The sequence below is a fragment of the Rhodopirellula sp. UH5 genome, assembly GCF_056839225.1.
Map to the genome: position 1 here is coordinate 6603552 of NZ_CM166390.1, position 26709 is coordinate 6630260.

A 26709-nucleotide genomic window follows, 5' to 3' on the forward strand; every position below is an offset into this window, starting at 1 on the left:
CGACAAACGCGAACCGTCTGTGTGCGGAATGGACACACTGACCGCGCGCTCATCGACTTTTTGACCGACACGGCGTCCGCGATTGGCAACCAAGCTTGGTGCGCGATTGGGCACACGTTTTACGGGGGATGGGAGCGGACGAGAGGTTCATCGCCGCTTGTTTGGCCGCTGAGCCCAGGTCCCGGTATAAAGATTGCGGAACTCGAAAAGAGGTGGGGCAAACGCCAATCCGACCTCGAGTGCCTTTCCATCGAGCTTCATGGTTCCGATGACGACTCGTAATCTGGGACCCAAGAACATGCCAAAACTCATTCGTTCCATCCTCTTCGCCGGTGTGCTCAGTGGCATTGCAGCAGGCTATTGGTACTGGCGTTCTGGGCAGGATCATCAGGGGACCAGCGAACTCGTTCTGTACGGCAACGTTGATGTTCGCCAAGTGGAGTTGGCAATCAACGGGAGCGAGCGAATCGCGGAACTGAAGGTCGAAGAGGGCGACCGTGTCACCACCGGTCAGTTGCTGGCCAAGTTGAACACCGAGCGACTGGGCCATGCCGTTGCTCGCGCCCAGGCCATCGTCGACGCGCAGAAGCAGGTCGTCGCCCGACTCGAAGCGGGGTCGCGAAAGGAAGAAATTGCCAAGGCGCTTGCGGATGTCGAGGAAGCCCAGGCAACCGCGGTCGACAAAGAACGCACCATCGCACGGCTTCGCAAACTTCTGAAATCCAACGCGGCCTCGCAACAAGAAGTCGACGATGCCCTGGCGGAATACAATTCGATTCAAGCCAGCATCCGATCGCTGCAAGCGGTGGCGGACTTGGTCCTCGCTGGTCCTCGAGAGGAGGACATCGCCGAAGCCAAGGCGACGCTCAAACGCTATGAAGCCGAACTGGCACAGGCAGAACATGATTTGGATGATGCGTCGCTATACGCGCCGTCTGTCGGTGTTATCCAGACCCGAATCCTGGAAGTGGGCGACATGGCATCACCGCTGAAGCCGGTCTTCACGATGGCACTCAACGATCCCCTTTGGGTGCGAGCCTATGTATCGGAGTCCGACCTGGGCAAGATTGCCGAAGGCATGACCGCCACCGTTGTCACGGACAGCTTTCCAGACAAAGGTTACCCGGGATGGATCGGGTTCATCTCACCGTCAGCCGAGTTCACCCCCAAGCCCGTCGAAACGAGTGAACTGCGGACCAAGTTGGTCTATCAAGTTCGTGTCTTCGTCAAAAATCCCGACAATGAATTGCGGCTGGGGATGCCCGCGACGGTCAAGATCCCGCTCAACCAAACGGTCGACGAAGCCAACGAAGTGGAGCCCGATGGCACGAGCATTGTGACGCGACCATGAGCAGCGAAGGACTCGTTGTTTCGTCGCCCAACCGTGGCGACGTCGCCTTGCATTTGAACGATGTGACAAAGAACTTCCAGGCGGGAAAGCGGACCGTCACAGCGCTGCGTGATTTGCAGTTCAGTGTCGCCACAGGAAAGATCACCGGACTGATTGGGCCCGATGGTGCCGGCAAAACCACGGTGATGCGACTGGCCACCGGGATTCTGCAGGCGGATCGTGGAACGGTCACCGTGCTGGGACTCGATGCTGCCCGGCAATCATTGCAGGTCCAAGTCACGGTGGGCTACATGCCACAGCGGTTCGGTCTGTACGAGGATTTAACGGTCCAGGAAAACTTGGATCTGTACGCCGATCTTCAAGGGGTTCCGCTCGACGTTCGACCGACGCGATTCACCGAGTTGATGCACATGACCGGTCTGGCCCCGTTCACCAACCGACTGGCGGGGAAATTGTCCGGCGGCATGAAGCAAAAACTCGGTTTGGCCTGCACGTTGATTCATCCACCGCAACTGCTCTTGTTGGATGAACCCACCGTCGGCGTCGATCCTGTCTCACGGCGAGAACTTTGGACGATCGTCGAACGCTTCGTGCGTGAAGAGGGCACCACGGTGCTGCTCAGCACGGCCTACTTGGATGAAGCCGAACGTTGTGACGAAGTGATCATGCTGGACGAAGGGCAACTGCTGGGACAGGGACCGCCCACTCAGTTCAGCGAGCCTTTGACCGGGCGTGCCTTTCAAGTGCAAATCCCGCGGCGCAAAAACCGTGACGTCCAAGAGCAGTTGGCTGGCCAAGCAGGCGTGACCGACGCGGTGATCCAAGGTGACTCCGTCCGCTTGATTGTGGAAGGCAACGTGGATGCGTCCGCCGAAAAGTGGTTTCCCAATGATCCCAATGCATCCATCACCGCGGTTCCGCCACGATTTGAAGACGGTTTCATAGCGATGCTTCATGAACGCCGCGAACGTTCCTCGGCAGTCGAGGTTCCATCAAAGAGGCCTCCCCTCATTTTACTCGACCCATCCGGAGAGAAGTCGAAGGCGAATGTCCCTGAGCCGCTGATCAAGGTTCAGGAAGTCGAGCGTCAGTTCGGCGATTTCTATGCGGTCAAGCGAGTGACGTTTGATGTCGCGCCCGGCGAAGTCTTTGGCTTGCTGGGTGCCAATGGGGCGGGCAAGACGACGTTGTTTCGGATGCTTTGTGGCTTGCTCCCTGCCACGGGCGGAACCTTGCAAGTCGCAGGGTTCGACGTTCGCAAAGCCGCCGCGACCGCTCGTGCGAAGATCGGCTACATGTCTCAAAAGTTTTCGCTGTATGGCACGCTCAGTGTCGCCGACAACCTGCGATTCTTCAGCAGTGCGTACGGATTGCGTGGCCGTCGTCGACGGGAACGAATGGAATGGGCCACGCATGAGTTCGAGCTGCAGGCGATCGCGGGCGACAACAGCGGCGGCCTGCCACTGGGCTACAAGCAACGCTTGTCGTTGGCTTGTGCGTTGATGCATGAACCCGAGATTCTGTTTCTGGATGAGCCAACGTCCGGCGTTGATCCGCTGACCCGGCGAGAGTTTTGGCATCGCATCAATTCGCTGGCCGCATCCGGTGTCACGGTGTTGGTCACGACGCACTTCATGGAAGAAGCCGAGTACTGCGACCGCATGGCCATCATGATGTCGGGCGAAATCCTAGCGCTCGGCGCCCCCGCCGAAATCAAACATCAATCAGCGAACCAGTCCAATCCCAATCCGACCATGGAAGAGGCCTTCATTCAGTTGATTGAATCTCCAATGAGCGAGATTTCACTTGGAACCGCCGCAGCAGGATCACGATCATGAACGAGCAACAGACGAACGAAGCACTTCTCAGTGACGGTTACGACCGCGCGATCGCGTTGTTGCGCGAGTGCAGCAGCGAAGATGGGTTTCTGGCCAGTCCCTCGCTGCGTGACAATTACCGTCGAGTGTGGGCGCGGGACGGAGTGATCATGGGGCTTGCCGCCTTGATGACGGGGGACCGTGAGTTGGTGGGCACTTTGCGCCACACGTTGGTGACCTTGGCTCACCACCAGGGGCCGCAAGGTGAGATTCCGAGCAACGTGGACACCGCGGCAGGTCGTGTCAGCTATGGCGGTACAACGGGGCGGGTGGATGCGGACCTGTGGTTCCTCATCGGTTGTTGCCAATACTGGCACGCCACTGGCGATGACGACTTCCTCAACGACATGCTGCCGGTCATGGAACGCGTGCGATTCCTCCTCGGTGCCTGGGAATTCAATAACCGTGGGCTGTTGTACGTGCCTCAAACCGGCGATTGGGCGGACGAGTACATTCACCACGGCTATGTGCTCTACGATCAACTGCTTTACTTGCAAGCTCAGCAAGACCTGTGTGCGGTCCATCGTCATTTGCACGGATCGTCGGATCACGTCTTGGAAGAAAAAACGACTCACCTCAAACATGTGATTCGTGACAACTATTGGTTCGACGATGGGAACGAGCTTCCCGATGATGTGTACCACGAAGTGCTCTACCGCAAAGGCAAGGCCGCAGCCTGCGATCACTGTGCTAATCACCACTGGATGTCGTTTTTTTCACCGCAGGGATACGGCTACCGGTTTGACTCCTTGGCCAACGTGCTCGTTTCGTTGCTGGACGTGGCCGACGATCAGCAGCGTGCCCGCGTGGATGCGTTCCTCATCGATGAAGGCGTCGTTCCCGATGACATGTCATTGATGCCCGCTTTTTATCCCGTGATCCAGCCGGTGGATGAGGACTGGCGTGATTTGCAGATGAGTTTCTCATACACGTTCAAGAATCAACCGCACGAGTATCACAACGGTGGTCTCTGGCCCATGGTCACGGGGTTCTATGTGGCCGACCTGGCGGCCCGAGGCAAGCAGGACGAGGCACGGAGGTATCTGCTGGGAATCCATCGAGCCAATGCCTTGGAAATGGATGGCGAACCGTGGAGTTTTCCCGAATACGTGCACGGTCAACGGTTCACCGCTGGAGGAACCCGTCACCAGGGCTGGAGTGCCGCGGGTGCCGTCATCGGTCATCACGCCCTGGAAGGCACGCCTCTATTCAGAGCGGGCAAATCATGACTGAAACCCTTCGTGCAACGAGGACGTGCTGCGTTCTCGCTCAGAAATTTTTCGCGTCTCGCAAATTCTTACTCCTCATACCGACACGGTCAGACGCTGCCGCATGCAGGTCGTGCCGTTCATCGAGGCCGCGTTTTAGCGGGTTTCAGCATTTGAGAACCTCTCCCGAAACGAAGTTTTGGGGGAGGTCGAGCGACGCCGTTCAGGCGTACGCGAGGGAGGGGGCCGAGCATGGGAAGCGGTGTGGATTGCCCTCCCCCGGAAATCTCGCTGAACGCTCGCTTTCCGACCCCTCCCGCGCCGCGGGCGGGGTTCTCAAGACGTTCCTGGCACAGCACTTCAAAACTGCTGGACCCTCCTGCCAGGAGGGTGAAGACGTGTTGTTCGCCACGTCATCCCACATTCCCCACAGCGAGGCTTGACCATGGCAACTCGACGTGGCGGATCGTGGATGCGACTGCGGGGGCTCGTTCGGAAAGAGTTTTTGCAGGTCTGGCGAGATCCCAGTTCCCTGGCGATCGCGTTTGTGCTGCCGGTGATCTTGTTGCTGATGTTTGGCTACGGCGTTTCGCTGGATGCAGAACATGTGCCGATCGCGTTGGTGATTGAGCGAACGACGCCGGACACGACCAGCTTCTGCGCCGAGTTGGAGCACTCTCTGTACTTCAGCCCGGTGTATCTCCACGGGATGCCCGCGGCGCGGCAAGCGATGATGGAACGCCGTGTCGACGCGATCTTGCATCTGCGTGAAGACTTTTCTTCGAAGTTGCGACGGCCTGGCGGGGCCACCATGCAACTGGCGGTCAACGGTGTCGATGCGAACACCGCTCGAATCGTTGAGGGGTATGTCACCGCCGTGCACGGCAAATGGCTGGAACACCGCGTGACGGCGCAAGGGGCAACGTTGGTGGAACCGGTCGTGTTGCAGCAACGGATTTGGTTCAACGCCAATGTCCGCAGCCGAAACTACCTCGTCCCCGGTGTCATCGCTCTGGTGATGACGCTGATCGGTTCGTTGCTGACCGCGATGTTGATGGCCAGAGAATGGGAACGCGGCACGATGGAAGCCATGATGGTGACGCCGGTCTCCATGCTGGAAGTGCTGCTCGGAAAGATTCTGCCGTACTTCGTGCTCGGGATGGGCGGGCTGACGCTCTCGGTCGCGATGGGAGTGTGGCTGTTCGACGTGCCGCTGCGTGGTTCCCTGTGGGTTTTGCTGATGACTTCCACGCTGTTCTTGTTGACCGCTCTCGGTATGGGACTGTTCATTTCGACGGTGACGCGAGTCCAGTTTGTGGCGGGGCAAGTCGCGATCCTGACCACGTTTTTGCCCGCCTTCATTTTGTCGGGGTTCATCTTTGACATTGGCAGCATGCCTTGGCCGATCCAGTGGCTGACGCACCTGATCCCAGCCCGCTACTACGTCACTCTTTTGAAGACGACCTTTCTGGCTGGCGACGTTTGGAGCGTCATTCTGCCCAATTCGGCCGCACTGGCAATCATGGCAATCGTCTTTCTCGGTCTGACGGTCAAGCTCTCTCCCAAGCGACTCCACTAGCAGGCTTGCCCATGTTCCACCTGATCGCATTGATTCAAAAGGAGTTCCTGGCTCTGCTGAAGGATCCCCGCAGTCGGTTCGTGATCATCGCCCCGCCGATCATTCAGTTGTTGGTGTTCGGGTATGCGGCAACGTTCGATGTGACCGACGTGCCACTGGCGGTTTACAACGAGAGTTCCGGGGAGGCCTCACGCGAATTGGTGGCCCGATTTGAAGGTTCCGGCAACTTTCGGCGAGTGGCCACGATCACGGAAGATCGCCAGATCGCTCCGTTGGTCGATAGCCGCCAAGCGTTGGTGGTGTTGCACATCGGACGCACCTTCAGTCGCGACATTCACCGAGATGGCCAGGGTACCATCCAAGTCATTCTCGACGGGCGTGATTCCAACACGGCCCTGATCACGCTGGGGTACGCTCGGCAGATCGTCCAGCGGTTCAACGCGGCTTGGGCGACTGAGCACGGATTCAGCGGCGCACCCGCCAAACTGGAAGTGCGCTCGTGGTACAACCCGAATCTACAAAGTCGTTGGTTCATTGTGCCGGGCATCGTGGGGTTGTTGACGCTGGTTGTCACGTTGCTGGTCACCGCTCTGTCGGTGGCACGGGAGCGAGAACAAGGCACGTTCGACCAGTTGTTGGTCACGCCCTATCGCCCCTGGGAAATTCTGGTTGGCAAAGCGACACCGGGATTCATCATCGGCATCGCCGAAGCCACCGTGATCATCGTGGCAACCATCCTGTGGTTCGAAGTTCCCTTTCACGGCAGCCTGTTGACGCTCTACTGCGGTGTCGTGCTGTTTGTGCTGGCCGTGATCGGCATCGGCCTGATGATCTCCTCGCTGGCTGTGACCCAACAACAAGCCTTGCTGGGCGCGTTCTTGTTTCTTGTTCCTGCGATCATCCTCTCGGGATTCTCAACCCCGATTGCGAACATGCCACCGTTGGTGCAAACGTTGACCTACCTCGACCCGCTGCGTTACTTCATGGTGGTGGTGCGGGGCACGTTCCTCGAAGGCACTCCATTCCATTTGTTGATCGATCAGTTCTGGCCGATGGCCCTGATCGCGGCCGTCACGCTGACCTCCGCCGGATGGCTGTTTCGTCGGCGGATGAATTAAGCTTTGTCAACTTGCCATGGTCCAATCACCGTTTTCAATCGCCCTCACTCTCCTTCGGTTGTTGAGGTCGTGCCGTTGATCGATGCTGTGTGTCAGCGGATTTCCGGACGGTCCACCTCTTCACAGCTCTATTCGAGCGAGCTTGTCAAAGAGCACACGCAACAGTTCCGCTTTGCGATCCGAATTGGATGACAACCGATTGCGAACTTGGTCCAACGTCATCCATTCAAACGCCGACACCTCCGCCGGGTTGCAGGTGATCGGCGTGTCTTCGGCGACCTTGCAGAGCGATCCGTAGTAAGCCTTGCCCTGCATCGGCCGAATCGAAAACTCCACATCGCGGCTGCCTTGTCGTTCCGGGATCGCCTTTCGTCCCAGCCAAACGGAGCGACGAAAATGCATTTGTTTCCGGCTGATCCCCAGTTCAACGTCCAAGCACTGCGACGTGGCTCGTTCCACCGAACCGTTGGGTTCAATCCCTTCTTGCGGTGGCATCCAAGCCTCGCGACTGGCGGCCGGCTGGACGAACAAGAACGCCTCCCGCTCGAGCGATTGGATCAAGCAAATCACAACCGGCCGATAGCCCAGCAATCGTTCGCGAGTCGGTCGGTCATATGCCAGCTTCCCGGCCACCTTGATCCAGTCCAGCATCAGCGTCTGCAAGCCTTTGGTTTCCTCTCCCGAGTGGAGAGTGGGAGAGAGTTAAGGTGAGGGGGCATCACAACCATTTTCAGTCCACTGAAACTTATCCGCTGACAGTGTTGGTTCGCCATCCCACTGATACGCGACCAGTTTGCCTCCTTTGGCGACACTGTAATCCGTGCAGGCCACATTCGCGGCCAGTGGCAATGGCGTGCCCGTCAGCCAGTAGTGTCCCACAAAAACGGGTGGGGCTTCCGTTGGGTAGCCCGTCATGCCTGTTAGCAGCACCGGGTCAATCGCCAGATCCGGCACGTCATCGGACCCAAAGTGATAGTCCCGGTAAGTCCTCCCGTCCGGCGGTTCGTACCACTTCACCCGCACCGTGTCCCGCGAGTGACCAGCCTTGTCCACGATCTTGTGCCCGGCCGGCAGTTTCAGTTCCGGTCCCTTCATCACCTCCTCGATCGCCGCATGCAGTTCGCTGCCAGGCCGCTCTGATTCGGCCAGGAACTCTGGGGTGAAACGCCCCCGCGATTGCAGAGCCCGGTCGATCACCGAGATTGGCTGGTCCCGCCAAGCCGCATGGACCACTCGGAACCCATCCCGTTCCAATGTCACGGGAAGCGTTTGAAACCAAGCGATCGCATCCTTCAATTCGCCGGGCGATAACTGGTCCAACGTCGCCTGATGTTGCTTCCGGTTTTTGTCGGAGTGTTCGCGAAACCACTGGTTGGGTTTGTTGGGCAAGGACGTATGAAACGCGATCGCGTTGTACTCATGATTGCCCATCACGGCGAACGCATCGCCCGCGTCGACCATTGCCCGGGCGATCGTGATTACCTCAGCGATCTCCGGTCCTCGATCGACGAAGTCCCCCAGAAAAACAACCTTTCGATCCGGATGTCGAAACCCAAGCCCAGCCCGTTCGTATCCCATCGAAATCAACAGTCGCTTCAACTCCGTGGCATGCCCGTGAATGTCACCAATGAGGTCGACGGGATTCATCATGACGCGTGGTTCTCCGATCATCCGAGGGTGGTGTGCACAATGCCCAGTGTGCCACACCCACCGCAACCACGCCAATGCCACAATCCGCGGCCACGTCGTGGCTGGTGCCCGCTCGGGCAACACGTCGCCACGTCGCGCACGCCCAGTCCCAACGGGACGACATGCTGTAGCCACGAGCGTCAGCTCGTGGACCCAAGGACCCCCACCCACCGCGCCAAGTCCCAACGGGACGACAGGATCGTACGACCTGCCGTCCCTTCGGGACTTCTGCCATCTCGTTTCGCCCAATATCCATTGGCTCGCGCCAATGGCAACATCCTGTCGCCACTTCGTGGCTGGTGCTCGCACGCCCAGTCCCAACGAGACGACAGGTTGTCGCCATCACGCCCAGTCCCAACGGGACGACATGCTGTAGCCACGAGCGTCAGCTCGTGGACCCAAGGACCCCCACCCACCGCGCCAAGCCCCAACGGGGTGACAGGATCGCATGACCTGCCATCCCTTCGGGACTTCGCCATCTCGTTTCGCCCAATATCCATTGGCTCGCGCCAATGGCGACAACCTGTCGCCACGTCGTGGCTGGGCCGGCGAACAGATCACGCGATGATTTCGCGTTCGAAAACATACCGTGGGTCGTATTCGATGCGGTGCCGCTTCAAGATCGAGAGGAGCTCGTCTTCGAACGTTTTCTTGCGATGATGTTCCGCCTGATTCGCGATGTAGTCGGCGACGGCTGGGGCTTGAGATTCACTGACGGAAAACGCGGCGTACCCGGATTGCCATTCAAATTTTCGGTGGACGTCCGATCGCTCGTTGATCCATTTCGACGAATTCGATTTGATCGTGCGCAACACGTCCGAGATGGCGATGGTGGGGCTCAATTTCGCGAGCATGTGAATGTGATCATCGACTCCGCCAATCCTTAGCAACGTCCCTTTCTGGTCCCGGACAATCCCGCCCATGTACCCATGCAGTTCATCCTGCCATTCGGACCGAATCGCAGGCTTGCGATACTTCGTGCTGTAGATCAGATGGAACAACAGATTCGTGAACGTCGACATGACCAACCTTCTTGTCTGACAGGGGGATCCACGGGCTGAGGCCGATGCCTCCATCCTATCGCCACGTCGTGGCTGGTGCGCGCTCGTGCAACACGTCGCCACGTCGCGTCCTTCCTCAGTCCCAACGGGACGACATGCTGTAGCCACGAGCGTCAGCTCGTGGGCCCAAGGCCCCCACCCAACACGCCAAGCCCCAACGGGGTGACAGGATCGCACGACCTGCCGTCCCTTCGGGACTTCGCCATTTCGTTTGTCGCAATATCCATTGGCTCGCGCCAATGGCTACATCCTGTCACCACTTCGTGGCTGGTGCCCGCTCGCTCGGACAACCGGTCACCACTTCGTGGCTGGTGTTTGCACGCCCGGTCCCAACGGGACAACACGATGAAACGCTCCTCCGCGAGAAATTGTGAGGATCGCCACTTGGGGCGTTTGTCTGGGATAGACTGGTGGGCTTTCGATGCTTGGCGTTTGACTGGCCTGAAGGCCACGATCGCGACCTGTTCCTTCGCCTGCCGCTGTTCTCGGAAGCGTCCTCCCGCCAAACCCTCTCCCTCGATTGAACCCACATGAACCATCCCCATCGATTGATCGCACTCCTGTGCTGCGTGCTCGGTTGCTCCGTCGCTGGCAACGCTGCCAAGGCTCAGGACATCACCCACAGCTTCCTTGCTTGCGGTCAAAAGACCTACCTGATGGGCGCCGACGGCAAGGCAAATTGGACGTACCCATCCGCTTCTCGCGATGGTTATGTGCTCGACGATGGCGCGATCATTTTGACGTTGAACAAATCCAAACGTCACCGAGGTGGGGCAGTCGTCCGCATCGCTCCTGACGGGAAAGAAACCCTGATCTGGAAAGGCACCCAGAGCGAGGTCAACAGCGCTCATCCAACCGAGGATGGCACGTTTGTGATCACGGAAGCAGGCGACCAGCCCCGGTTGCTGGAACTCAGCTCCACCGGCGAAGTGATTTTGGAGTTCCCGCTGGCCTGCCAGAAGAAGAACCATCACATGCAGACTCGGATGGCTCGCAAGCTTTCCGATGGAACCTACCTGGTGCCTCATCTCTTGGATTTCGCCGTCTTTCACTACGACGACAAGGGCAAGCTTCTCGGTAAACTGGACACGACCGTGTCTGGCGATTCCGAGCACAAAATTCACTCGTGGCCTTTCACCGCGATCCGTCACGGTGACGGCCAAACCCTGGTTTGCTGCACGAACGGGAACCGAGTCGTTGACTTCGACGCCAGTGGCAAAGTCATCTGGACGTTGACCAACGAAGACCTTCCCGGTGCATGGCTGCAGGACCCCTGCGGAGCCCAAGTGTTGCCCAATGGGAACGTCGTCATCACCAGCTACGCGGGCGGCCGAGCCGACGTGGACGCACCCAAACTCATGGAAGTGACACGAGACAAACAAGTCGTGTGGACCTACCGCGACGGCCAAAAGGTCGGCGTCCATCACTTTCAAATCGGCACCACCAACGGGAAAGAAATCGTGGGGCCCATCCTCAAATAAGTGAGGTTTGCCAATGAAACGTTGACCGAAGAGATCACACCTCTCAAGGACATGAAGATGATTTCAAGAAGCATGTTTGTTCGTCTGTTTCTGTTGACCGGCATCCTCGTGACCGCAACTGGATCGGCGGTTTCCTCGGACAACGCCTCCACATCAACGCTGGGACAAGAACCACCTGCGGACGCCGTCGTGCTGTTCGACGGTTCGGGGTTCGATGCCTGGAAACCGTTCTCGTGGCAATGGGTCAATCCCAACGACAACCAACAGGAAGTGCAATGGAAAATGGTGGACGGCGATGCGATGGAAATCGCGTTTGAATTGGACGGCAAGCGACGCAAGCAGTTTCTTTGCACGAAGCAAACGTTCGGCGATTATCGATTGCACCTGGAGTTTCAATTGCCCGAGGAAGGCAGCGGGAACAGCGGAATCTTCTTCGGACCGTTGTACGAGCTGCAAGTCCTCCACAGCGCCGACAAAGAACGCCCCGGTCTGGGTGACTGCGGCGCGATCTATCAAATCCGGGCCCCTGACGTGAACGCTGCACTCGGCCCCGGCGAGTGGCAAACGGTGGACCTGGAATACCAAGCCGCCGAGATCGGCAAGAACGGCTTCATGACGGAAAACGGTGCCGCGCGTGTCACCGTGCGGCTCAATGGAAAGTTGATTCACGATGACTTCAAACTCTCACTGCGTCGCAACAAGTACGCCGCTTTCCCCGAGGAACCAACCTCGCCGATCGTGCTGCAGGAACATGGTTCCAAAGTGAAATTCCGAAACATCTGGCTGGTCGAAAAAACAGACAAGAAGACGAAGTGACGATCGTGTTCGACGCCAGGGGGACTGCCTGTGGCTGACTACCACGGGTGATCGCCTCTGACTAGCATTGGGGCATGCATGCGAAAACGAATTGGATTGGGAACGTCAGCTGGTTGGCGGCGCGAACGCTTGGGGTGTTGCTGCTAGCGTTTGCGATATCGAACGCGGCGGAATCGTCGGCCGCTGACATCCAGTACATCGTTCTGGAAGGCGGTGGGCCGGACCAAGGCCCCGGTCGAGATGTCGAGGCCAATGTTCGCTCGATGGCACGTCGATTCGACCCGATGCCAGCCTCCTCGAAACGGATGGTGGCTTATGGTGTCCAGCAACTTCGCATCCTTTCACGCTCCTCCGATGTGATTCGAAAAGACGTTGAGCAGGCACTGGATCTTGCGGAACGCACCGGCATCCCCGTCTTCTTGCATCTCGATTCCTGTTATGGATGGGGAGCAGACGACACGTTGTCCGCTGAGGACCAGCCCGCCGTTCTCTTTTGGCAACATCCTGAGATGCGTGAGTGGGATCGTTTTCCGGTGGGCGACGAGCTACCCGATCGCATCCCGCGTCCTTGGTTCAACTGGGGGCCGTGGTGCTCGCCCGCTCCCGCGATTCCCGCTTTCGGTTCACCAGCGTTTGCAGACTTCGCTTCATCGCAACTGGACGAAGGCGTGCTCACGCCGTTGGTCGCTCGGTTGAAACGATGGCGAAGCGAGAACCAAGAGCATCTTTTCGCCGGCATCAATGTCGCTTGGGAAGCCCATCTCCCTGACTTCGGCGATCCACTCTTGCGGCATCTGATCAATCGCGAAAACGGCGTCGTGCGAGCGGAGGCTCCTCGCTCGGCCAAGGGGATCGAAATGGACCGCTCGTTCCTCGGCAAGCAGCTTGGGAACGCGTCCTTGCACTGGCGCGGCTGGGACGAAGAACGCTTAGTAAAAGCGGCAAAGAAGGAAGGGATTTCGAGGGACGAGAAATTTCGTCAACTGTGTTACCTGGCGATTCACGATTACATGGAAACATTGGCTCGGACATGCCATGAGCGAGGCCTGCCTTCCAATCGTGTCTACACGCACATCGTCGCGTTGGCGACCGTCAAACCCGCCAGCACAACGCGTCCGCCAATCTGGACCGCCGTGAATCCCTACTCAACCCCAGGGTTCACGATGGACAACCGAGGCGGAGCCAAATTCAACCTGCAAAAACTCATCCAACAAATCCGCCAAGCCAGCCAAACGAAACCCGTCCGATTCGGCGTGGTCGAGTCCTACTTTCGTCTTGGTGATCGCATCTACTTTGATGATGCCGATCAATGCCGCCAAGAGCTGGAAGAACTGTTCGCAGCGGGTGCCAACCTGCAAGTCTTCTACGGTGGCTTCCCACTGACCCACCGAACACCCGAAGCCGCTCTTCAGGCAATTGAAACTTGGTTGGCGTCGGAGTAGGTCACGTGTGCCTGTTGCCAGCATTTCGTAGTGGATGAGGCAACGAATCCATTCCTCTGTTGAGGTCGCGCCGTTCTTTGAGCCCGCTTTTAGGCGGGGGGCTTATGCGTTGCATGGACAGCATTTCACCCTCCCAAAGGAAAGTGAAATAAAACTGCACGACCTCCTGGGCGGGCAGGATTCGCAAGAAGTGACAAGCAAGGTGTTTGAAAGCCGCACTATCTGCTTTGGAAGGGCATCTGCTTCAACCACCCTGTCAAGTCCCCCTCGTGGTCTGTCACAGCTGAAAGTTAGGGTTGATCGTAGTGGACGAGGCCACGAGTCCTTGGATCCGACGCCAGTTCAGGACTCGTGGCCTCGTCCACTACCCTAAAAACAAGTCCTGACAGACCCCCTGGCCTTGCATCCGCACTGGCGGATCTTTTCTATACCGGTACGAGGAGCATCCGAATCGGACCGTCGTTTATCTCCGCCGGTTGGAAAGAGTTTTCCCGAGCTTCGGCTGCATCACGTCATCAATCCTCTTGCGACACCACCGTGGGGGAATCCGGTGCCTGGTGCTCACTCGATCGCGATGATTCGCCTCATCCGATTGATGCGAGTGAGTGATGAAGCCCTGCTCGCCGTTGGTTACTCTAGAAACACAACCTGCCATTCTTTCTCTTGTTCTCACTGAAATCACGATATGAAAACGCTGCTGACAATTCTGGGGCTGCTGATCGGGGCTGGCCAGATCCATGCCGAAGAAGTGATCTGCCGATACTGTGCCGAGGCTCACGCACAAGCTCGTTTGCCGCTGGGGCTCACGCTGACGGGGCGGTACCAATACGCACCGGTCCGACAAGTCGACGTGCTGCATATCAAACTGGATGTGACGCCGGATTGGGAAGCCAAAACGGTCTCGGGGACCAGCTCGATCACAGCGAAACCGATCGCCAAACCTGTCTCCGTGTTGCGGTTGGATGCGATCGACCTGCAGGTCAAAGAAGTTCGATGTGACGGCGGCAAGGTGGCTGACTTTGTTTCCACCCGCGATAGCCTGCAGATCGCTTTTGAAACGCCATTGCCGGTTGGCAAACAGTTTCGCGTTGAGATCGATTACTCCGCCCAGCCCAATGCGGGGCTTTATTTTCGGACCGCAGACATGGGCTATCCGGAGTCGGACGCTCACATTTGGACCCAGGGGGAAGCCCACGAAGCCCGGCATTGGTTCCCGTGTTTTGATTACCCCAACGAGCGATCGTCAACGGAAATCATCTGCCACGTTCCAGCCGACATGACCGTGCTCAGCAACGGCAAACGGATGGGCGAACGAATCGATGCGTCGGGGTTGAAGGCGGTTCGATGGCTGCAAGAGAAACCGCATGTCAACTACCTCATGTGCTTGGTCGCCGGGCATCTGACCAAGTTTGAAAAACAACATCGCAATGTCCCCTTGGGTTTCTACACCCAACCCACTTTGGCGGAACACGCCCCGAACAGTTTCGTGGACACCCCGGACATCATGGCGTTCTTTGAAGAAGAGATCGGCATGGCTTTCCCTTGGGTCAAATACGATCAAGTGACCATCGCGGACTTCACCGCGGGAGGCATGGAAAACACGACGATGACGACGCTGACCGACGGCACCATCTTTTCCAAGGCGACGGAAAACATCCGGTCGACACGTTCCCTCGACGCACATGAAATGGCCCACCAGTGGTTTGGCGATTACGTGACGTGCAAGGACTGGAGCCATCTGTGGTTGAACGAAGGCTTCGCAACCTACTACACGCACCTCTACGAAGGCCACAAGTTCGGTCGTGACGCGATGTTGTATCGCTTGCACAACGATGCGACCGGTCGGATCTTGACGAACGACAAGGACACCAAGCCGATTGTCTACAAGGAATACACCGACCCGATGCAGCAGTTTGATTACCGGGCCTACCCCAAGGGTGCTTGGGTGCTGCACATGTTGCGGAGCCAGCTCGGCGAAGACCTGTATCGTCAGTGCATCCGCACCTACTTGGAAAAGCATGGGCTGACCAGCGTCGTGTCGGATGATCTTCGGCAAGTCATCGAGGAACAATCCGGTCGCCCGATGGATCGATTTTTCGACCAGTGGATCTATCACCCTCGACACCCCGACCTGAAAATCACCTATCGCTGGATGCCCCAGCAGAAACTGGCGAAAGTCACGATTCGTCAAACCCAGCCGATCAGCGACGATGTGTTGCTGTACCAATTCCCGACCAAGCTGCGGTTCGTGGTTGGCGACCAAGTCATCGACCATGAAATTCTGGTTCAGGAAGAGGAGGAAGACTTCTACGTCGCCTTGCCTGCCCAGCCATCGATCGTTCGCTTTGATCCGGAGTACACCGTGCTCGCGGAGGTGGAGTTCGACAAATCCAATGAATTGATCGCCGCGCAGGTCGAACGCGAAGACGACATGATGGGACGTTTGCTGGCTGTCGCTTCCCTGGCCAAGCGGAAGACCAAGGCCTCGGTCGAACTGCTGTCGAAGCGGCTGAACGAAGACGCGTTCTTTGGAGTTCGTATCGCGGCTGCGAAAGCGTTGGCCGACCATGAATCGGACGAAGCCTACGAGGTTCTCCGAGCAAGCTGGAAAGATCAAAGCGATGCTCGCGTTCGCTCGGAAGTGGTCGGTGCCATGCTGCGGCCCTTTGAACCCGGCACGCTGGAAACCGCGATGTTGGTTTTGGAAACAGAAACCAACCCGGCGATCCAAGCCTCTGCGGTCGCAGCCCTCGCAAAGTTCCATGGCGAAACGACCCAAGCGAAGTTGGTCGAGCTACTGAACGTCGAGTCGTTCCAAGACGAATTGGCGTTGGCCGCCATCAGCGCAATGGGCCGCCAGAACGATCCGTATTACGCGGCACCGCTGCTGGAAATGATGCAGGCACGTGGTGGCGACATGAATTCACGCGGGATGTCTCGCGCCGTCAGCACCCTGGCGAAACTCAGCAAGGGCACTGAAATGGAAGCGGAGTGCTTTGACTACCTCGTGTCGCAACTGGATCATCCCAAGACCACGGTTCAAGCCGCCATGATCGGAGCGTTGGGATCCCTAGGGGATCGACGTGCCAGTGCGATCTTGGATTCCTACGCTGGTTCGTCCAATTACCGCATCAAACAGTCTGCCGATCGAGCGATCAAGAGCCTGAATGAGACAGCGCCCGCCGCCCCGGCCGAGGTCGTCGAATTGCGAAAGTCACTCGCCGAACTCCGCAAGGAGACCGAAAAGATGCGAGACGAGTTCGAAGCGTTCCGAAAACAGGAAGCGGCTGATTCGGAGGCCCTCAACGACGCACCCTCGAACAAGGACGACGCGAACAAGGAATGAAGCCGAGAAAGCGCAGGTCCCCTCTCCCACATGCTTCATGGGGGAGAGGGCGAGGGTGAGGGGGCATCACATTTTCAGCTGACCACTCTGACCACGGCGAGTTTCAACAGTTCCTTGAGCTGCGCCGGGTCCTTCGTGGAGACCTTGGCGACAAAGCCTCGCTTGTGCGCAAAGCGAACGTCTTCGTGCGATTCAATTTGCGAAAAATCCAAGCGTTGACTGTCGTTGTAACGCGACAGTCCGTACCCATCGCCTCGCCGATCCGGGGAGACCGTTGCCTGGATCTCATTTTCCTTTCCTTCGCTCTCGATGAACGCGTATATTCCAAACGAAGGGTCCTCTGAAATCGCGTCCCTTTGTTCCAAGAACAAGGCTTGGATCGGCTCCTCATCGGTTTCAATCGTCCAGTACTGAACGTGCTCCTTCAAGTAGTCCAGCCGTTCACGCAATGTCCGCAAGTAGTTGACAATGTCCTCCCCCACCATGCACATGACTTGGTAGACAGGACTTTCTGAATCAAGTTCCGTGTGGCTCGCAAATCGATTCAGCAGCGTCATGTCGAGCGGCGAATTGAGCGATCCCAACGCCGCACGCGGAATCTCCATCAACTTGGCTGTTTCGTTGGGCCCCAACGTGTCCAGCCATTCCGCTGGACGAAGCCAAGCACAAAAGGACAGGGCGTCTTCGTAGAGCCCGATGTCCTGGAGCACCAGCGACAGGGCACAAAGTGGCGGGGCATCGCGGGGGAACTGGTGATGGTCAAAGTTCTTCTGTTGCGGATCATGCACCCCACCGACATCAACGACACAGACCGCTGGATTGGCCAAGTCCTCCTCGGTTGGATCGCGTCGCTGAATCGGAACCCCATGCAAATGCGCCAGCAGGCTGCAGGCAAGGAAATCGTCTTTGTGGGCTCCGCCCGCGTGAGTCACTATCAGCTGAATGGTCATGAAGTCAGGCGAATCAGATGGGGAAACGATTTTCAGATCCATAGAAACATACCCACAAAACGGATGCCTGGCACCTGATCACCCAGAACCGCACTGGAACCCAACCGATGCGGCTGGCCGCCTGATTCGTGCGCGTCCGAATCGATCGGGGTCGCCACGGTTCCGCTCGAAAGTCTGTTGCGACATTCCTGGCCGAGGAAGTTGCTGTCTTCCAGTTGAGGTGGACCCGACGAAAGTCGTCCGTGCCAGATCTCGATGACCGGGAAGGCGATCCATCGATCGGGCTGAAACGCCTTCCCAAACGCGTCACGCCGATCGCGAAAAAGCGGAAGGAGCTGTACGCTTGGTTGGAACGGAACCGACCAACGGCACTACCGCAAGGTGCCAGCCACATTCAGAATTCCCTGCGTTTTGTCGATTCTGACCATCGCTTTCGATCAGAATGAAACGCAGTCATCGAAACCTTTCACGGACCAGGAACCGAAACATGCAAAAATCACTTCCGCTGCTGACGCTGGCAGTCGCTTGGTGGTTCATTGGAGACGCGGCTGCGCAAGAGCAACCGGCGATGCCCAAACCGACGCAAGAGCACCAATGGCTGCAACAATTTTCAGGCGTCTGGACGACCAAGTCGGAATCAAGCATGGGACCCGACCAACCGCCAGTTCAATCCGAAGGCAAAATGACATCCCGCATGCTCGGCGGTTTTTGGCTGACCAACACCATGGAAGGCGACTACGCGGGAACGCCAATGCATGGCATCCAAACGATCGGCTTCGATGAAACCAAACAGAAGTACGTGGGCACTTGGATCGACTCGGTCACCTCCATGATGTGGCACTATGAAGGTCAAGTCGACTCCACGGGCAAGATCTTGACGTTGGAAGCGGAGGGGCCCAATTTCATGTCGGATGGAACGACAACCAAGTTTGAAGACATCTATGAGTTCAAATCCGAAAAGGAACTCTCCATCCAATCTCGAATGCTCGCCGAAGACGGAACGTGGGTCACGTTTGTGAGTGGCACCGCAACGCGAAGTGAATCCGAGTGATCAACGACTTGGTGACATGAGGTTGTTCAACCGAGACCGGATTGACCGCGAACGCCAGTGGGTCGGGTACTGCATCGCCGCGATTTTCGGCGGTGCGGCCGTTGGTCTGCTTGCCTGCGGGGGCCTTTGGGTCATGCTTGCGATGGAGTCCGGCGAATCTGCACCGGATGAGGCGGAACGGTGGTTCAAAACCGTCGTTGATAGCGATCCTTCACCATTCACGGGCATCCAGCACTACACGCAGCAGGGCATCGATTTTTCTCACTCCTTTCGATTTCGTTTTTCAGACTTTGAAGACCTAACGCCCATTGTCAAGTCTCACGGACTTTCACTGACACAACGTGACGAGCCAATGCGTTTGGAAGGAATCCCTTCTTGGTACGATTCGTCTGGAATACCCGCTGATGCACTGCGGTTTGGCCGCGGTGGTGCTGAGCCAATCCTGTTGATTGTTGATCCAAGTTCCAGGGTCGCCTACTTTGAACTCGCACATCTTTGACGGTCGTAGGAATGCGATAAATCATGTCATTCGCGGAGGACGGGGGTTCCGGATTTTTGTCGGCATGCAACCTGTTTGATCGTCTCTGCCAACCACCACCGTTGTCCGATTGAAACTCATGGATCCTGAGCTGGACTCGCCGTGCACCCCGCCCCTCGCCACCGACAGCGTTGCCCCATCGCGATTCCGGCGTCTTGCAAGGTAGAGAACGATTCCGGTGGTCGTGTTTGGCTTGGGTGGGAGTTCGCCCCGGTTGTACGTGGGAGCGACAGCGTCTTAGCAAAACAGTTCCATGCCGAAAGACTCCTGCCGGCCTGCTTCGGATAAACTTGCTCCCACTGTTTGACACGCAATCCCCAGCCAAACCGAGCAACTCATGAGAAAGATCCATTCCGCTTGCCTCGCCTTCCTCGCGATGGTGATCGCAGCGAACGCCCTCTCCGCCGCCGCTGAATCTCCCAATGTGGTCATTGTCATTTCCGACGACCAGGGCTACGGCGACCTTGGCTGCACGGGAAATCCGATCATCAAGACTCCCCACATCGATCGTCTGGCGTCAGAAAGCTCCGGACTGAGCGACTACCATGTCGCGCCGACCTGTTCGCCCACCCGATGTTCGTTTCTGACCGGACACTGGACCAATCGCACTGGTGTCTGGCACACGATCATGGGCCGATCGATGCTGCGTGAGAACGAAGTCACCGTGGGGCAGATGTTCGCCGACTCTGGCTACGAAACGGGGATGTTTGGCAAGTGGCACCTGGGTGACAACTACCCGTATCGTCCCGAAGATCGTGGCTTCACCGAGGTCTATCGACACGGTGGAGGCGGGATCGGCCAAACACCCGACCTTTGGGACAACGCCTACTTTGACGGTTCCTATTTTCACAACGGTGAAATCGTTCCCGCGAAAGGCTTCTGCACGGACGTCTTTTTCGAGCAAGCCAATGGGTTTATCAGCAAGTGTGCGAAACAAGAGAAGCCGTTTCTTGCCTACATCTCGACCAACGCACCGCACAAACCGCTGCACTGCCCGCCAAAGTATCTGGAGATGTACGACGGGCAATCCGAGAACATCGCTGCTTTCTATGGGATGATTACCAACATCGATGACAACGTTGGCAAGACTCGGCAATTGCTCAAAGACCTCGGGGTGGAAGACAACACCATTTTTATCTTCACCACCGACAACGGAACCGCCAGCGGCGCGAAAGTCTACAACGCTGGCATGAAAGCTGGCAAAGGAAGTCCTTACGAAGGCGGGCACCGCGTCCCGTTCTTTGTGCATTGGCCGGATGGGGGACTGACGAAACAACATGACGTCGCTGAATTGACGCACGCGGTGGATGTTGTCCCGACGCTGCTTGAGATGACGGGAGTGAAGAAGCCAGAGGGAGTGAAGTTCGATGGTGTTTCGCTTGCCGCTTTGCTTGACCCAACCAAGCAAGTGAAATGGCCCAAACGCTTTGTGATCAGCGATTCGCAGCGCGTCCGCGACCCGATCAAGTGGCGTGGTTCGTCGGTGATGACGGGCAAGTATCGTCTGGTCAATCGGAAGGAACTGTACAACGTTGCTTCCGATCCCGGACAGAAGCACAACATTGCCGACAAGCATCCAGAGATCGTCGCTGAGATGCGAGAGTTCTACGAACAATGGTGGGCCGAACTGAAACCGACCTTCGCACAAACAACCGAGATCTTTCTCGGGCACCCTGAACACCCGGTCGTGAGCTTGACTGCCCACGACTGGATCCAGGAGGTCTACCCTCCCTGGCATCAGGGATCGATCCGCGAGGCCGATCGCAAAACGCCCCAAGGAGACAAGCTGAAACACTTGGGGCACTGGGCCGTGAAAGTCGTCCAAGACGGGAAATATCAGGTGTCGCTTCGTCGCTGGCCGGCTGAATCTGGCGTCGCGATCAACGCCGCTCTTCCGCCTGGCGAAAATGTGCCCGGCCCAGCGCGAGCCTTTCGCAATGTGCCTGGCAACGCGATCGGCGCGACCCACGCGGTCCTCCGGATCGACGATCAAGATCTTGATCGTCAACCCGTGGCGGAAGACGCCGAAGAAGTCAGCTTTGTCACGGAACTCAAGCAGGGTTCATACCGACTCGCCCCGATTTTCGAGATCGAAGAAGGTGAGCTGGGGGCCTACTACGTGGTCGTCACGCATATCGACTGAGTAGGTCGTCAGGATTGATCCGGCAGAACCATGCGAGCCGTTTGGGCGTTCGCAGGACTGCCGAACGTTTGGTGTTGCCGCTGCCATTAGGGCTGCAAGTTTTCTTCCGGCTTCTGTCTTTCATCATCTCGGGTGGGATGTCAGACGGTAGCCGGTGGTCGCTGCAACGCAGCGCACCACCGGAAAACGAGCACACCCCCAAACACTCCGCATCCCGCCGTGGCACTCGGCCACGGCGGGATGCGGAACGGGATTCCCGTTGTGATCACAAACAGGTTCCGGCGAAGTTCCGGCGCTCTCGGGACGCTGATTCATGGGGGCGTTGATTCAACGGTGAAATGGTGGACCAGGAGCGTTCGCCGAGCTGCCGAACATCCTTTGTGGTCATGCCGACGACCGGAAGCATTTGAAAGGGGGCCGAACCCCTGGAAGCGAATCTGTTTGGCGTGAGTCAGTTGGGTTTGGTACAGTGAGGGATCCCCCGAAGTAGCCGCTGCTCCCTCCCCTAGCGACCATGCTCCCACATCGATTTGCCGCTCCATCCTTCGCAGAGCACTGGACAGGATCTCGGTGTCTTGGCGTGATTGTGCTTTTGACGCTGAACCTTGTTGCGCAGCGGCCTGCCTGCTCGCAGTTTGTGTTGAACGAAAAAGCACGCGGTGAAAACGAAGTCGGTGCCATCGAACGAACTTCGGATGCAGGCAACACGAACCCTCGACCTAGCCTGCAGCGCTATGAGAAATCGATCAAGCCTCTTATGGAGCAGGCGTGTTTTGATTGCCACAGTGGGGACAGCGTCGAAGGCAACTTTCGAGCAGACCAACTTGACCCCGACTTGGTCGACGGCGAAGACATCGCTTGGTGGCTGGAGGTGTACTCCGCGCTCAGCAAGGGGGAGATGCCGCCACCGGAATCCAGTGAACTCACCGACTCGCAGCGAACGCTAATGGTGGATTGGCTTTCCACTGAGATTCAAACGGCCGAACAACTGCGTCGGGCCAGCGGCAATCACTCTTCGTTTCGACGGCTGACACGTTACGAGTACAACCACGCACTTCAAGACTTGCTGGGTGTGCCCTGGACATTCGCGGGCGATCTCCCGGCGGAAGCCAGTGAGGACGACGCCTTTGAAAACAATGCCGAGTCGCTGCACATGTCTGTCAAGCAGGTGGAGACCTATCACCAGCTTGCTCTGGAGGCCTTGCGTCGAGTCACGGTCCGAGGTGATCGACCGCCAGAGATCCATTGGGCGATCCCGATGAAGGAAGCCTTTGAAAGAGAAACGAAGGGATTGGACCGCGATGTCGAATCGATCAAGAAGAAGTTCGAGGACATGCCAGACAAATTGGCCGAGCAGATCGAACGTCTGAATGAGAAGTTCCAGTCTCCTGCGGACAGGTCACATTACCTGGATCTTTCGACAGGACTGAGAGCCGAGGTCAAATGGAGCTACCGCAAAGCAATTTATGCGTTCAAGCACAGCGACACCTACCAACCGATGCCAGAGCCAGGTTCCCATTTCGCGGTTGTGCAGCCAGGGAGCCGCCAAGCACTCACCGTTGAACTTGGTGACCGGTTGCCCGACGAAGGAACGATGCGTGTTCGTATTCGAGCGTCGCGCGCCGAGGATGCAGGCCAGCGAGTTCCAAGCTTACAACTCCACTTCGGCTTTCAAGCGACCGACCAAGGGCGGTCGATCAAGCGGTTGAGTCAACAGGATGTTTCAATCAAAGCTCCCTTCGGGGAACCGGAAATCTACCAATGGGATGTTCCCCTCAGTGAGATTGAGCACCGCAACACCTATCGCGGCGAGTTTAAACTCGGGGCTCAACCGAACCCGTCGGAATACATTCGGTTCACGAACAGCACGGTCAGGCAGGACGGACGGGAGACAGGGAGCGACGCGATTCTGATCGACCACGTGGAAATTGCCGCACCCGTTTACGATGAGTGGCCACCTCGGTCCCACCGCAGAGTGTTCATTGAAAGTGAGAATTCGCACGACGAATCCACCTACGCGCGAGAGATCATTTCAGATTTCATGTCGCGTGCCTGGCGGCGAACACCCACCACACGTGACATCGATCGCAAGCTGCACTTGTTCCAACGCTTGCGGTCCAGCAGCGACGATTTTCAGGAAGCAATCGTGGAGGTTCTCGCAACGATTCTCACCTCGCCAAAGTTCCTGTATGTGCTACCTGGTGAGCAGGATGCATCGCAAGTTCCGCAGACGGATCAACTGTCTCAAAACGAAGTGGCGACTCGCCTATCGCTCTTTTTTTGGTGTAGCCTGCCCGACGAAACGTTGCTGCAACTCGCTTCGTCAGGCCAGCTCACTGATCACGACGTTCTGCGTCGGCAGGCCGAACGAATGTTGGCCGATCCACGAGCCGCACGTTTTGCCAAGCACTTTGTCGGGCAGTGGCTGAGAATGCAGCCGCTGGAATACCTGAACCCGACCCGAGGTGACGATGGTCTCGATCAAGCACTGTTGGAATCGATGAAGCGGGAACCCATCGAGCTGTTTGCTGACATGCTCCGTCGAGACTCAAGCGTGCTGGATTTGATCGACTCGGATTACCTGGTCGTCAACGAGCGTCTTGGCAAGCACTATGGGATCCCCGAAATCGAAGGCAATCATTTCCGTCGCGTGAACTTGCCCGCTGGACGAAATCGCGGCGGCCTGCTGACCCAGGCCGGTTTGCTCACGATGAATTCCGATGGCGAAGATTCCCACCCCGTGAAGCGTGGCGTTTGGCTGTTGACGAACCTTCTCAATGACCCGCCACCGCCTCCTCCGCCAGCCGTTCCGGAGATCGATCTCACCGATCCAAAAATCGCAAAGATGACTCTGAAAGAACGGATTGAAGACCATCGCAATCAAGCCGCGTGCATGTCGTGTCATCAAAAAATTGATCCGTGGGGAATCGCCTTTGAGAACTACGACGCCCTGGGACGCTGGCGTGATCAAATCAACGGGAAGGTCGTTGATGCCACAAGCGACCTACCCAACGAGGATCGCCTTGATGGGATGCAGGGGCTCAAACAACACCTCCTTCAGAAACGCCACGATCAATTTGCGAAGGCAACGGTTGAGAAAATGGCGTCGTTCGCTTTGGGCCGGCAACTGGATTTTGGCGACCGGGCTGAAATCAGGCAAATTGCCGGGCGAGTGCGTGAATCCGGTGATGGGCTCAAAACGATGGTGATGTGTTTGGTGACGAGCGAGCTTTTCCAAACCAAATAGTCAAGCGTTACAATGATGATGGGCATTGGATCCTGCGAAGGGTTCACTGCGTTCCGTTTCGATTCGTCGAGGGAGTACGACAGATGACATTGAATCTCAATCAACTTGATCGTCGCCGGTTCCTTCGAGGATCCGGGACCGCGTTGGCACTCCCGCTGTTGAGTTCCAGCATGCCTCGTTTGGCAGCGAACTCAGACGGCAACACGAATCCCAAACGCCTCGCCTGCATCTATTTCCCCGACGGTGTCCCGATGCCGCTGCGGGAAGACCCCGCTTACCAAGACTGGTCGTGGTTTCCGCATGGCGGAGGAACGGAGTTCACTTTCACCAAGTGCACCGACGTCTTCGAGCCGCTGCGTGACGACCTGACCGTGCTCTCGGGGTTTTCACACCCGGAAGCCCGCAAGGTTCATGGTCATCGCAATGCCGATCAATTCCTCACTGCCGCGAAGATTCGCCGCGAGGGAGCGTACCAGAACTCCATTTCTCTGGATCAGGTTTACGCCGAGTACATCGGAGACCAAACGCGTTTTTCATCCCTTGTGATGTCGACCGATGGTGGAATCGGAACACCGCGTGCTGCTCAGACTCTTTCGTTCAGCCGGACTGGTCGAGCGATTCCCTCGGAGCAAAGCCCGAAACGCATCTTTGACATGCTATTCGTCAAAAGCAACGCCGACGCGGCTCGCCGGTTGGCGAAGAATGAAAGTGCTTTGGATGAGATGCTGGAAGACGCAAGCGATCTGCGTGGAATGCTGTCGTCCAATGACAAGCTTCGCTTTGACGAGTACCTGGACTCGGTACGTGAAGCAGAGATTCGCGTTCGGAAAGCAAAGGAGTGGGTCAATCGACCACTGCCCACCGTTGACCGCGCAAAGATCGAAGCGGATATCTCGCCTGATTCGCCGAGACTGTACGTGCAGACCATGTTGGACATGATCTATCTCGCCTTCAAAACCGATTCGACTCGCGTCGCGACCTATCAGATCGGACGTGAGAACGGCGCGGGGGTCAGCGATCGATTGGCGCGGGCGGTTGGGTTCAATCTCGCACACAAGTTGACACACGACACAAAGAACCCCGGTGGCTGGAAAAACCTGGGGAAGTACTGCCGATTCCTCAATGAAGAGTTTGCCCGGTTCACAACCCGACTGAAAGAAACTCCCGAACCAGCCGGCACCGGATCCATGCTTGACAACTCGTTGCTGTTGTTTGGTTCCGCGTCGAGCGCCTTTCACCTGTCACGCAATTACCCGCTGGTCCTCGCCGGAGGTCGCAACCTGGGGTTCCAACACGGGCGGTATCTGAACTATGCCGGAGCCGATCCGATCAGCGGTGCTTGGCGAGGCGGCCCCGAGCCGTACACGAAAGAAATCAAGCAAGAAGACCAACCGCTGACACGCGTCTTTGTCACGATGTTGCAACAACTGGGGATGGAAACCGATCGCTTCGCAGGAGCCACCGGCAACTTCCCAGAATTGCTCGCGTGATTCGACCCAAGCAGGTCGGCAAGAGGAATCGAGCACAACCCTATGAGCCGTTTGGGCGTTAGCCTGGACTGCTAAATCTTTGATGTTGGCACTCCAACAACGGATGCAATTTTCCTTCCGACTTCTGCCTTTCTTCATCCCGGTAGGGATGTCAGATGGTAGCCGGAGGTCGCTGCGTAGCAGCACACCCCCGGAAACAGTCTCCCAAAAAAATTCTCCATCCCGCCGTGGCCATCGGCCACGGCGGGATGGAAAATGGCGACGCGGGCTACAGATCCGTCGGTGGCGTTATCGCTCACCGACGGCTACTCATTTCGTTGAC

At 57.4% G+C, this 26709-nt stretch carries 19 protein-coding genes; 15 read left to right on the forward strand and 4 right to left on the reverse strand.

Translation table 11 applies throughout. The features are described from left to right. Positions 1-298: 298 nt before the first annotated feature. The 5 genes from UH5x_RS23540 to UH5x_RS23560 all read left to right on the forward strand — a co-directional run bounded on the left by UH5x_RS23540 (position 299) and on the right by UH5x_RS23560 (position 7133). A complete protein-coding gene (locus tag UH5x_RS23540) occupies positions 299-1351 on the forward strand; it encodes an HlyD family secretion protein (protein ID WP_482633884.1) in 1053 nt (350 codons plus the stop codon). Then, positions 1348-3189 (forward strand): ATP-binding cassette domain-containing protein, encoded by a 1842-nt coding sequence (locus UH5x_RS23545; RefSeq protein ID WP_482633885.1) that lies wholly within the window; start codon positions 1348-1350, stop codon positions 3187-3189. Before UH5x_RS23540 ends, UH5x_RS23545 begins: the two co-directional genes overlap by 4 nt. Further along, positions 3186-4457: an amylo-alpha-1,6-glucosidase gene (locus UH5x_RS23550; RefSeq protein ID WP_482633886.1), complete on the forward strand. Its 1272-nt coding sequence runs from the start codon at positions 3186-3188 to the stop codon at positions 4455-4457. The genes UH5x_RS23545 and UH5x_RS23550 overlap by 4 nt, the downstream gene beginning before the upstream one ends. Before the next feature lie 424 nt (positions 4458-4881). Next, positions 4882-6015, forward strand: a complete 1134-nt coding sequence (locus UH5x_RS23555) for an ABC transporter permease (RefSeq protein ID WP_482633887.1) — start codon at positions 4882-4884, stop codon at positions 6013-6015. A gap of 11 nt (positions 6016-6026) precedes the next feature. Continuing rightward, positions 6027-7133, forward strand: coding sequence for an ABC transporter permease (locus tag UH5x_RS23560; RefSeq protein WP_482633888.1), 1107 nt, complete (start codon positions 6027-6029; stop codon positions 7131-7133). Positions 7134-7253: 120 nt separating this feature from the next. Here UH5x_RS23560 and UH5x_RS23565 read toward each other — a convergent pair whose 3' ends face one another. From UH5x_RS23565 to tnpA, 3 genes are all read right to left on the reverse strand, one after another. After that, positions 7254-7784: an NUDIX domain-containing protein gene (locus UH5x_RS23565; protein WP_047813083.1), complete on the reverse strand. Its 531-nt coding sequence runs from the start codon at positions 7782-7784 to the stop codon at positions 7254-7256. Positions 7785-7835: 51 nt separating this feature from the next. Next, a complete protein-coding gene (locus UH5x_RS23570) occupies positions 7836-8783 on the reverse strand; it encodes a metallophosphoesterase (RefSeq protein WP_482633889.1) in 948 nt (315 codons plus the stop codon). A 596-nt stretch (positions 8784-9379) separates the two neighbouring features. Further along, complete coding sequence (gene tnpA, locus UH5x_RS23575) at positions 9380-9844, reverse strand: IS200/IS605 family transposase (RefSeq protein ID WP_482633890.1); 465 nt, start codon at positions 9842-9844, stop codon at positions 9380-9382. A 569-nt stretch (positions 9845-10413) separates the two neighbouring features. On the opposite strand from tnpA, the gene UH5x_RS23580 reads away from it, so the two are divergent. The 4 genes from UH5x_RS23580 to UH5x_RS23595 all read left to right on the forward strand — a co-directional run bounded on the left by UH5x_RS23580 (position 10414) and on the right by UH5x_RS23595 (position 16968). After that, positions 10414-11364, forward strand: a complete 951-nt coding sequence (locus UH5x_RS23580) for an SMP-30/gluconolactonase/LRE family protein (RefSeq protein ID WP_482633891.1) — start codon at positions 10414-10416, stop codon at positions 11362-11364. Between the two features lie 51 nt (positions 11365-11415). Continuing rightward, positions 11416-12180: a 3-keto-disaccharide hydrolase gene (locus UH5x_RS23585; protein ID WP_482636063.1), complete on the forward strand. Its 765-nt coding sequence runs from the start codon at positions 11416-11418 to the stop codon at positions 12178-12180. 74 nt (positions 12181-12254) lie between these two features. After that, positions 12255-13622 (forward strand): hypothetical protein, encoded by a 1368-nt coding sequence (locus tag UH5x_RS23590; RefSeq protein WP_482633892.1) that lies wholly within the window; start codon positions 12255-12257, stop codon positions 13620-13622. 685 nt (positions 13623-14307) lie between these two features. Next, positions 14308-16968: a M1 family aminopeptidase gene (locus tag UH5x_RS23595; protein ID WP_482633893.1), complete on the forward strand. Its 2661-nt coding sequence runs from the start codon at positions 14308-14310 to the stop codon at positions 16966-16968. Between the two features lie 74 nt (positions 16969-17042). Here UH5x_RS23595 and UH5x_RS23600 read toward each other — a convergent pair whose 3' ends face one another. Next, the gene (locus tag UH5x_RS23600) at positions 17043-17960 is read right to left on the reverse strand and encodes an MYG1 family protein (RefSeq protein WP_047813079.1); all 918 of its coding nucleotides are present in this window, start codon (positions 17958-17960) and stop codon (positions 17043-17045) included. 200 nt (positions 17961-18160) lie between these two features. Between UH5x_RS23600 and UH5x_RS23605 the strand changes: the two genes are divergently transcribed. The 6 genes from UH5x_RS23605 to UH5x_RS23630 all read left to right on the forward strand — a co-directional run bounded on the left by UH5x_RS23605 (position 18161) and on the right by UH5x_RS23630 (position 26387). Continuing rightward, positions 18161-18364 carry a hypothetical protein gene (locus tag UH5x_RS23605; protein ID WP_482633894.1) on the forward strand — a complete coding sequence of 68 codons (204 nt, stop codon included), beginning with the start codon at positions 18161-18163 and terminating at the stop codon, positions 18362-18364. 41 nt (positions 18365-18405) lie between these two features. Further along, positions 18406-18969 (forward strand): DUF1579 domain-containing protein, encoded by a 564-nt coding sequence (locus tag UH5x_RS23610; RefSeq protein WP_482633895.1) that lies wholly within the window; start codon positions 18406-18408, stop codon positions 18967-18969. 16 nt (positions 18970-18985) lie between these two features. Continuing rightward, positions 18986-19468 (forward strand): hypothetical protein, encoded by a 483-nt coding sequence (locus tag UH5x_RS23615; protein WP_482633896.1) that lies wholly within the window; start codon positions 18986-18988, stop codon positions 19466-19468. Between the two features lie 376 nt (positions 19469-19844). After that, positions 19845-21650 (forward strand): arylsulfatase, encoded by a 1806-nt coding sequence (locus UH5x_RS23620; RefSeq protein WP_482633897.1) that lies wholly within the window; start codon positions 19845-19847, stop codon positions 21648-21650. Positions 21651-22230: 580 nt separating this feature from the next. Further along, positions 22231-24897, forward strand: a complete 2667-nt coding sequence (locus UH5x_RS23625; RefSeq protein WP_482633898.1) for a DUF1592 domain-containing protein — start codon at positions 22231-22233, stop codon at positions 24895-24897. A gap of 83 nt (positions 24898-24980) precedes the next feature. Further along, positions 24981-26387 carry a DUF1552 domain-containing protein gene (locus UH5x_RS23630; RefSeq protein ID WP_482633899.1) on the forward strand — a complete coding sequence of 469 codons (1407 nt, stop codon included), beginning with the start codon at positions 24981-24983 and terminating at the stop codon, positions 26385-26387. Positions 26388-26709: the final 322 nt, after the last annotated feature.

Excerpts from the sequence above, each read along its gene's own strand:
- UH5x_RS23585 (WP_482636063.1), top strand. The coding sequence starts at position 11,416 with ATGAAGATGATTTCAAGAAGCATGTTTGTTCGTCTGTTTCTGTTGACC.
- UH5x_RS23615 (WP_482633896.1), top strand. The coding sequence starts at position 18,986 with ATGAGGTTGTTCAACCGAGACCGGATTGACCGCGAACGCCAGTGGGTC.
- UH5x_RS23555 (WP_482633887.1), top strand. The coding sequence starts at position 4,882 with ATGGCAACTCGACGTGGCGGATCGTGGATGCGACTGCGGGGGCTCGTT.
- UH5x_RS23540 (WP_482633884.1), top strand. The coding sequence starts at position 299 with ATGCCAAAACTCATTCGTTCCATCCTCTTCGCCGGTGTGCTCAGTGGC.
- UH5x_RS23600 (WP_047813079.1), bottom strand. The coding sequence starts at position 17,960 with ATGGATCTGAAAATCGTTTCCCCATCTGATTCGCCTGACTTCATGACC.
- UH5x_RS23570 (WP_482633889.1), bottom strand. The coding sequence starts at position 8,783 with ATGATGAATCCCGTCGACCTCATTGGTGACATTCACGGGCATGCCACG.
- UH5x_RS23630 (WP_482633899.1), top strand. The coding sequence starts at position 24,981 with ATGACATTGAATCTCAATCAACTTGATCGTCGCCGGTTCCTTCGAGGA.
- UH5x_RS23610 (WP_482633895.1), top strand. The coding sequence starts at position 18,406 with ATGCAAAAATCACTTCCGCTGCTGACGCTGGCAGTCGCTTGGTGGTTC.
- UH5x_RS23565 (WP_047813083.1), bottom strand. The coding sequence starts at position 7,784 with ATGCTGGACTGGATCAAGGTGGCCGGGAAGCTGGCATATGACCGACCG.
- UH5x_RS23560 (WP_482633888.1), top strand. The coding sequence starts at position 6,027 with ATGTTCCACCTGATCGCATTGATTCAAAAGGAGTTCCTGGCTCTGCTG.
- UH5x_RS23620 (WP_482633897.1), top strand. The coding sequence starts at position 19,845 with ATGAGAAAGATCCATTCCGCTTGCCTCGCCTTCCTCGCGATGGTGATC.
- tnpA (WP_482633890.1), bottom strand. The coding sequence starts at position 9,844 with ATGTCGACGTTCACGAATCTGTTGTTCCATCTGATCTACAGCACGAAG.
- UH5x_RS23580 (WP_482633891.1), top strand. The coding sequence starts at position 10,414 with ATGAACCATCCCCATCGATTGATCGCACTCCTGTGCTGCGTGCTCGGT.
- UH5x_RS23545 (WP_482633885.1), top strand. The coding sequence starts at position 1,348 with ATGAGCAGCGAAGGACTCGTTGTTTCGTCGCCCAACCGTGGCGACGTC.
- UH5x_RS23590 (WP_482633892.1), top strand. The coding sequence starts at position 12,255 with ATGCATGCGAAAACGAATTGGATTGGGAACGTCAGCTGGTTGGCGGCG.
- UH5x_RS23595 (WP_482633893.1), top strand. The coding sequence starts at position 14,308 with ATGAAAACGCTGCTGACAATTCTGGGGCTGCTGATCGGGGCTGGCCAG.
- UH5x_RS23550 (WP_482633886.1), top strand. The coding sequence starts at position 3,186 with ATGAACGAGCAACAGACGAACGAAGCACTTCTCAGTGACGGTTACGAC.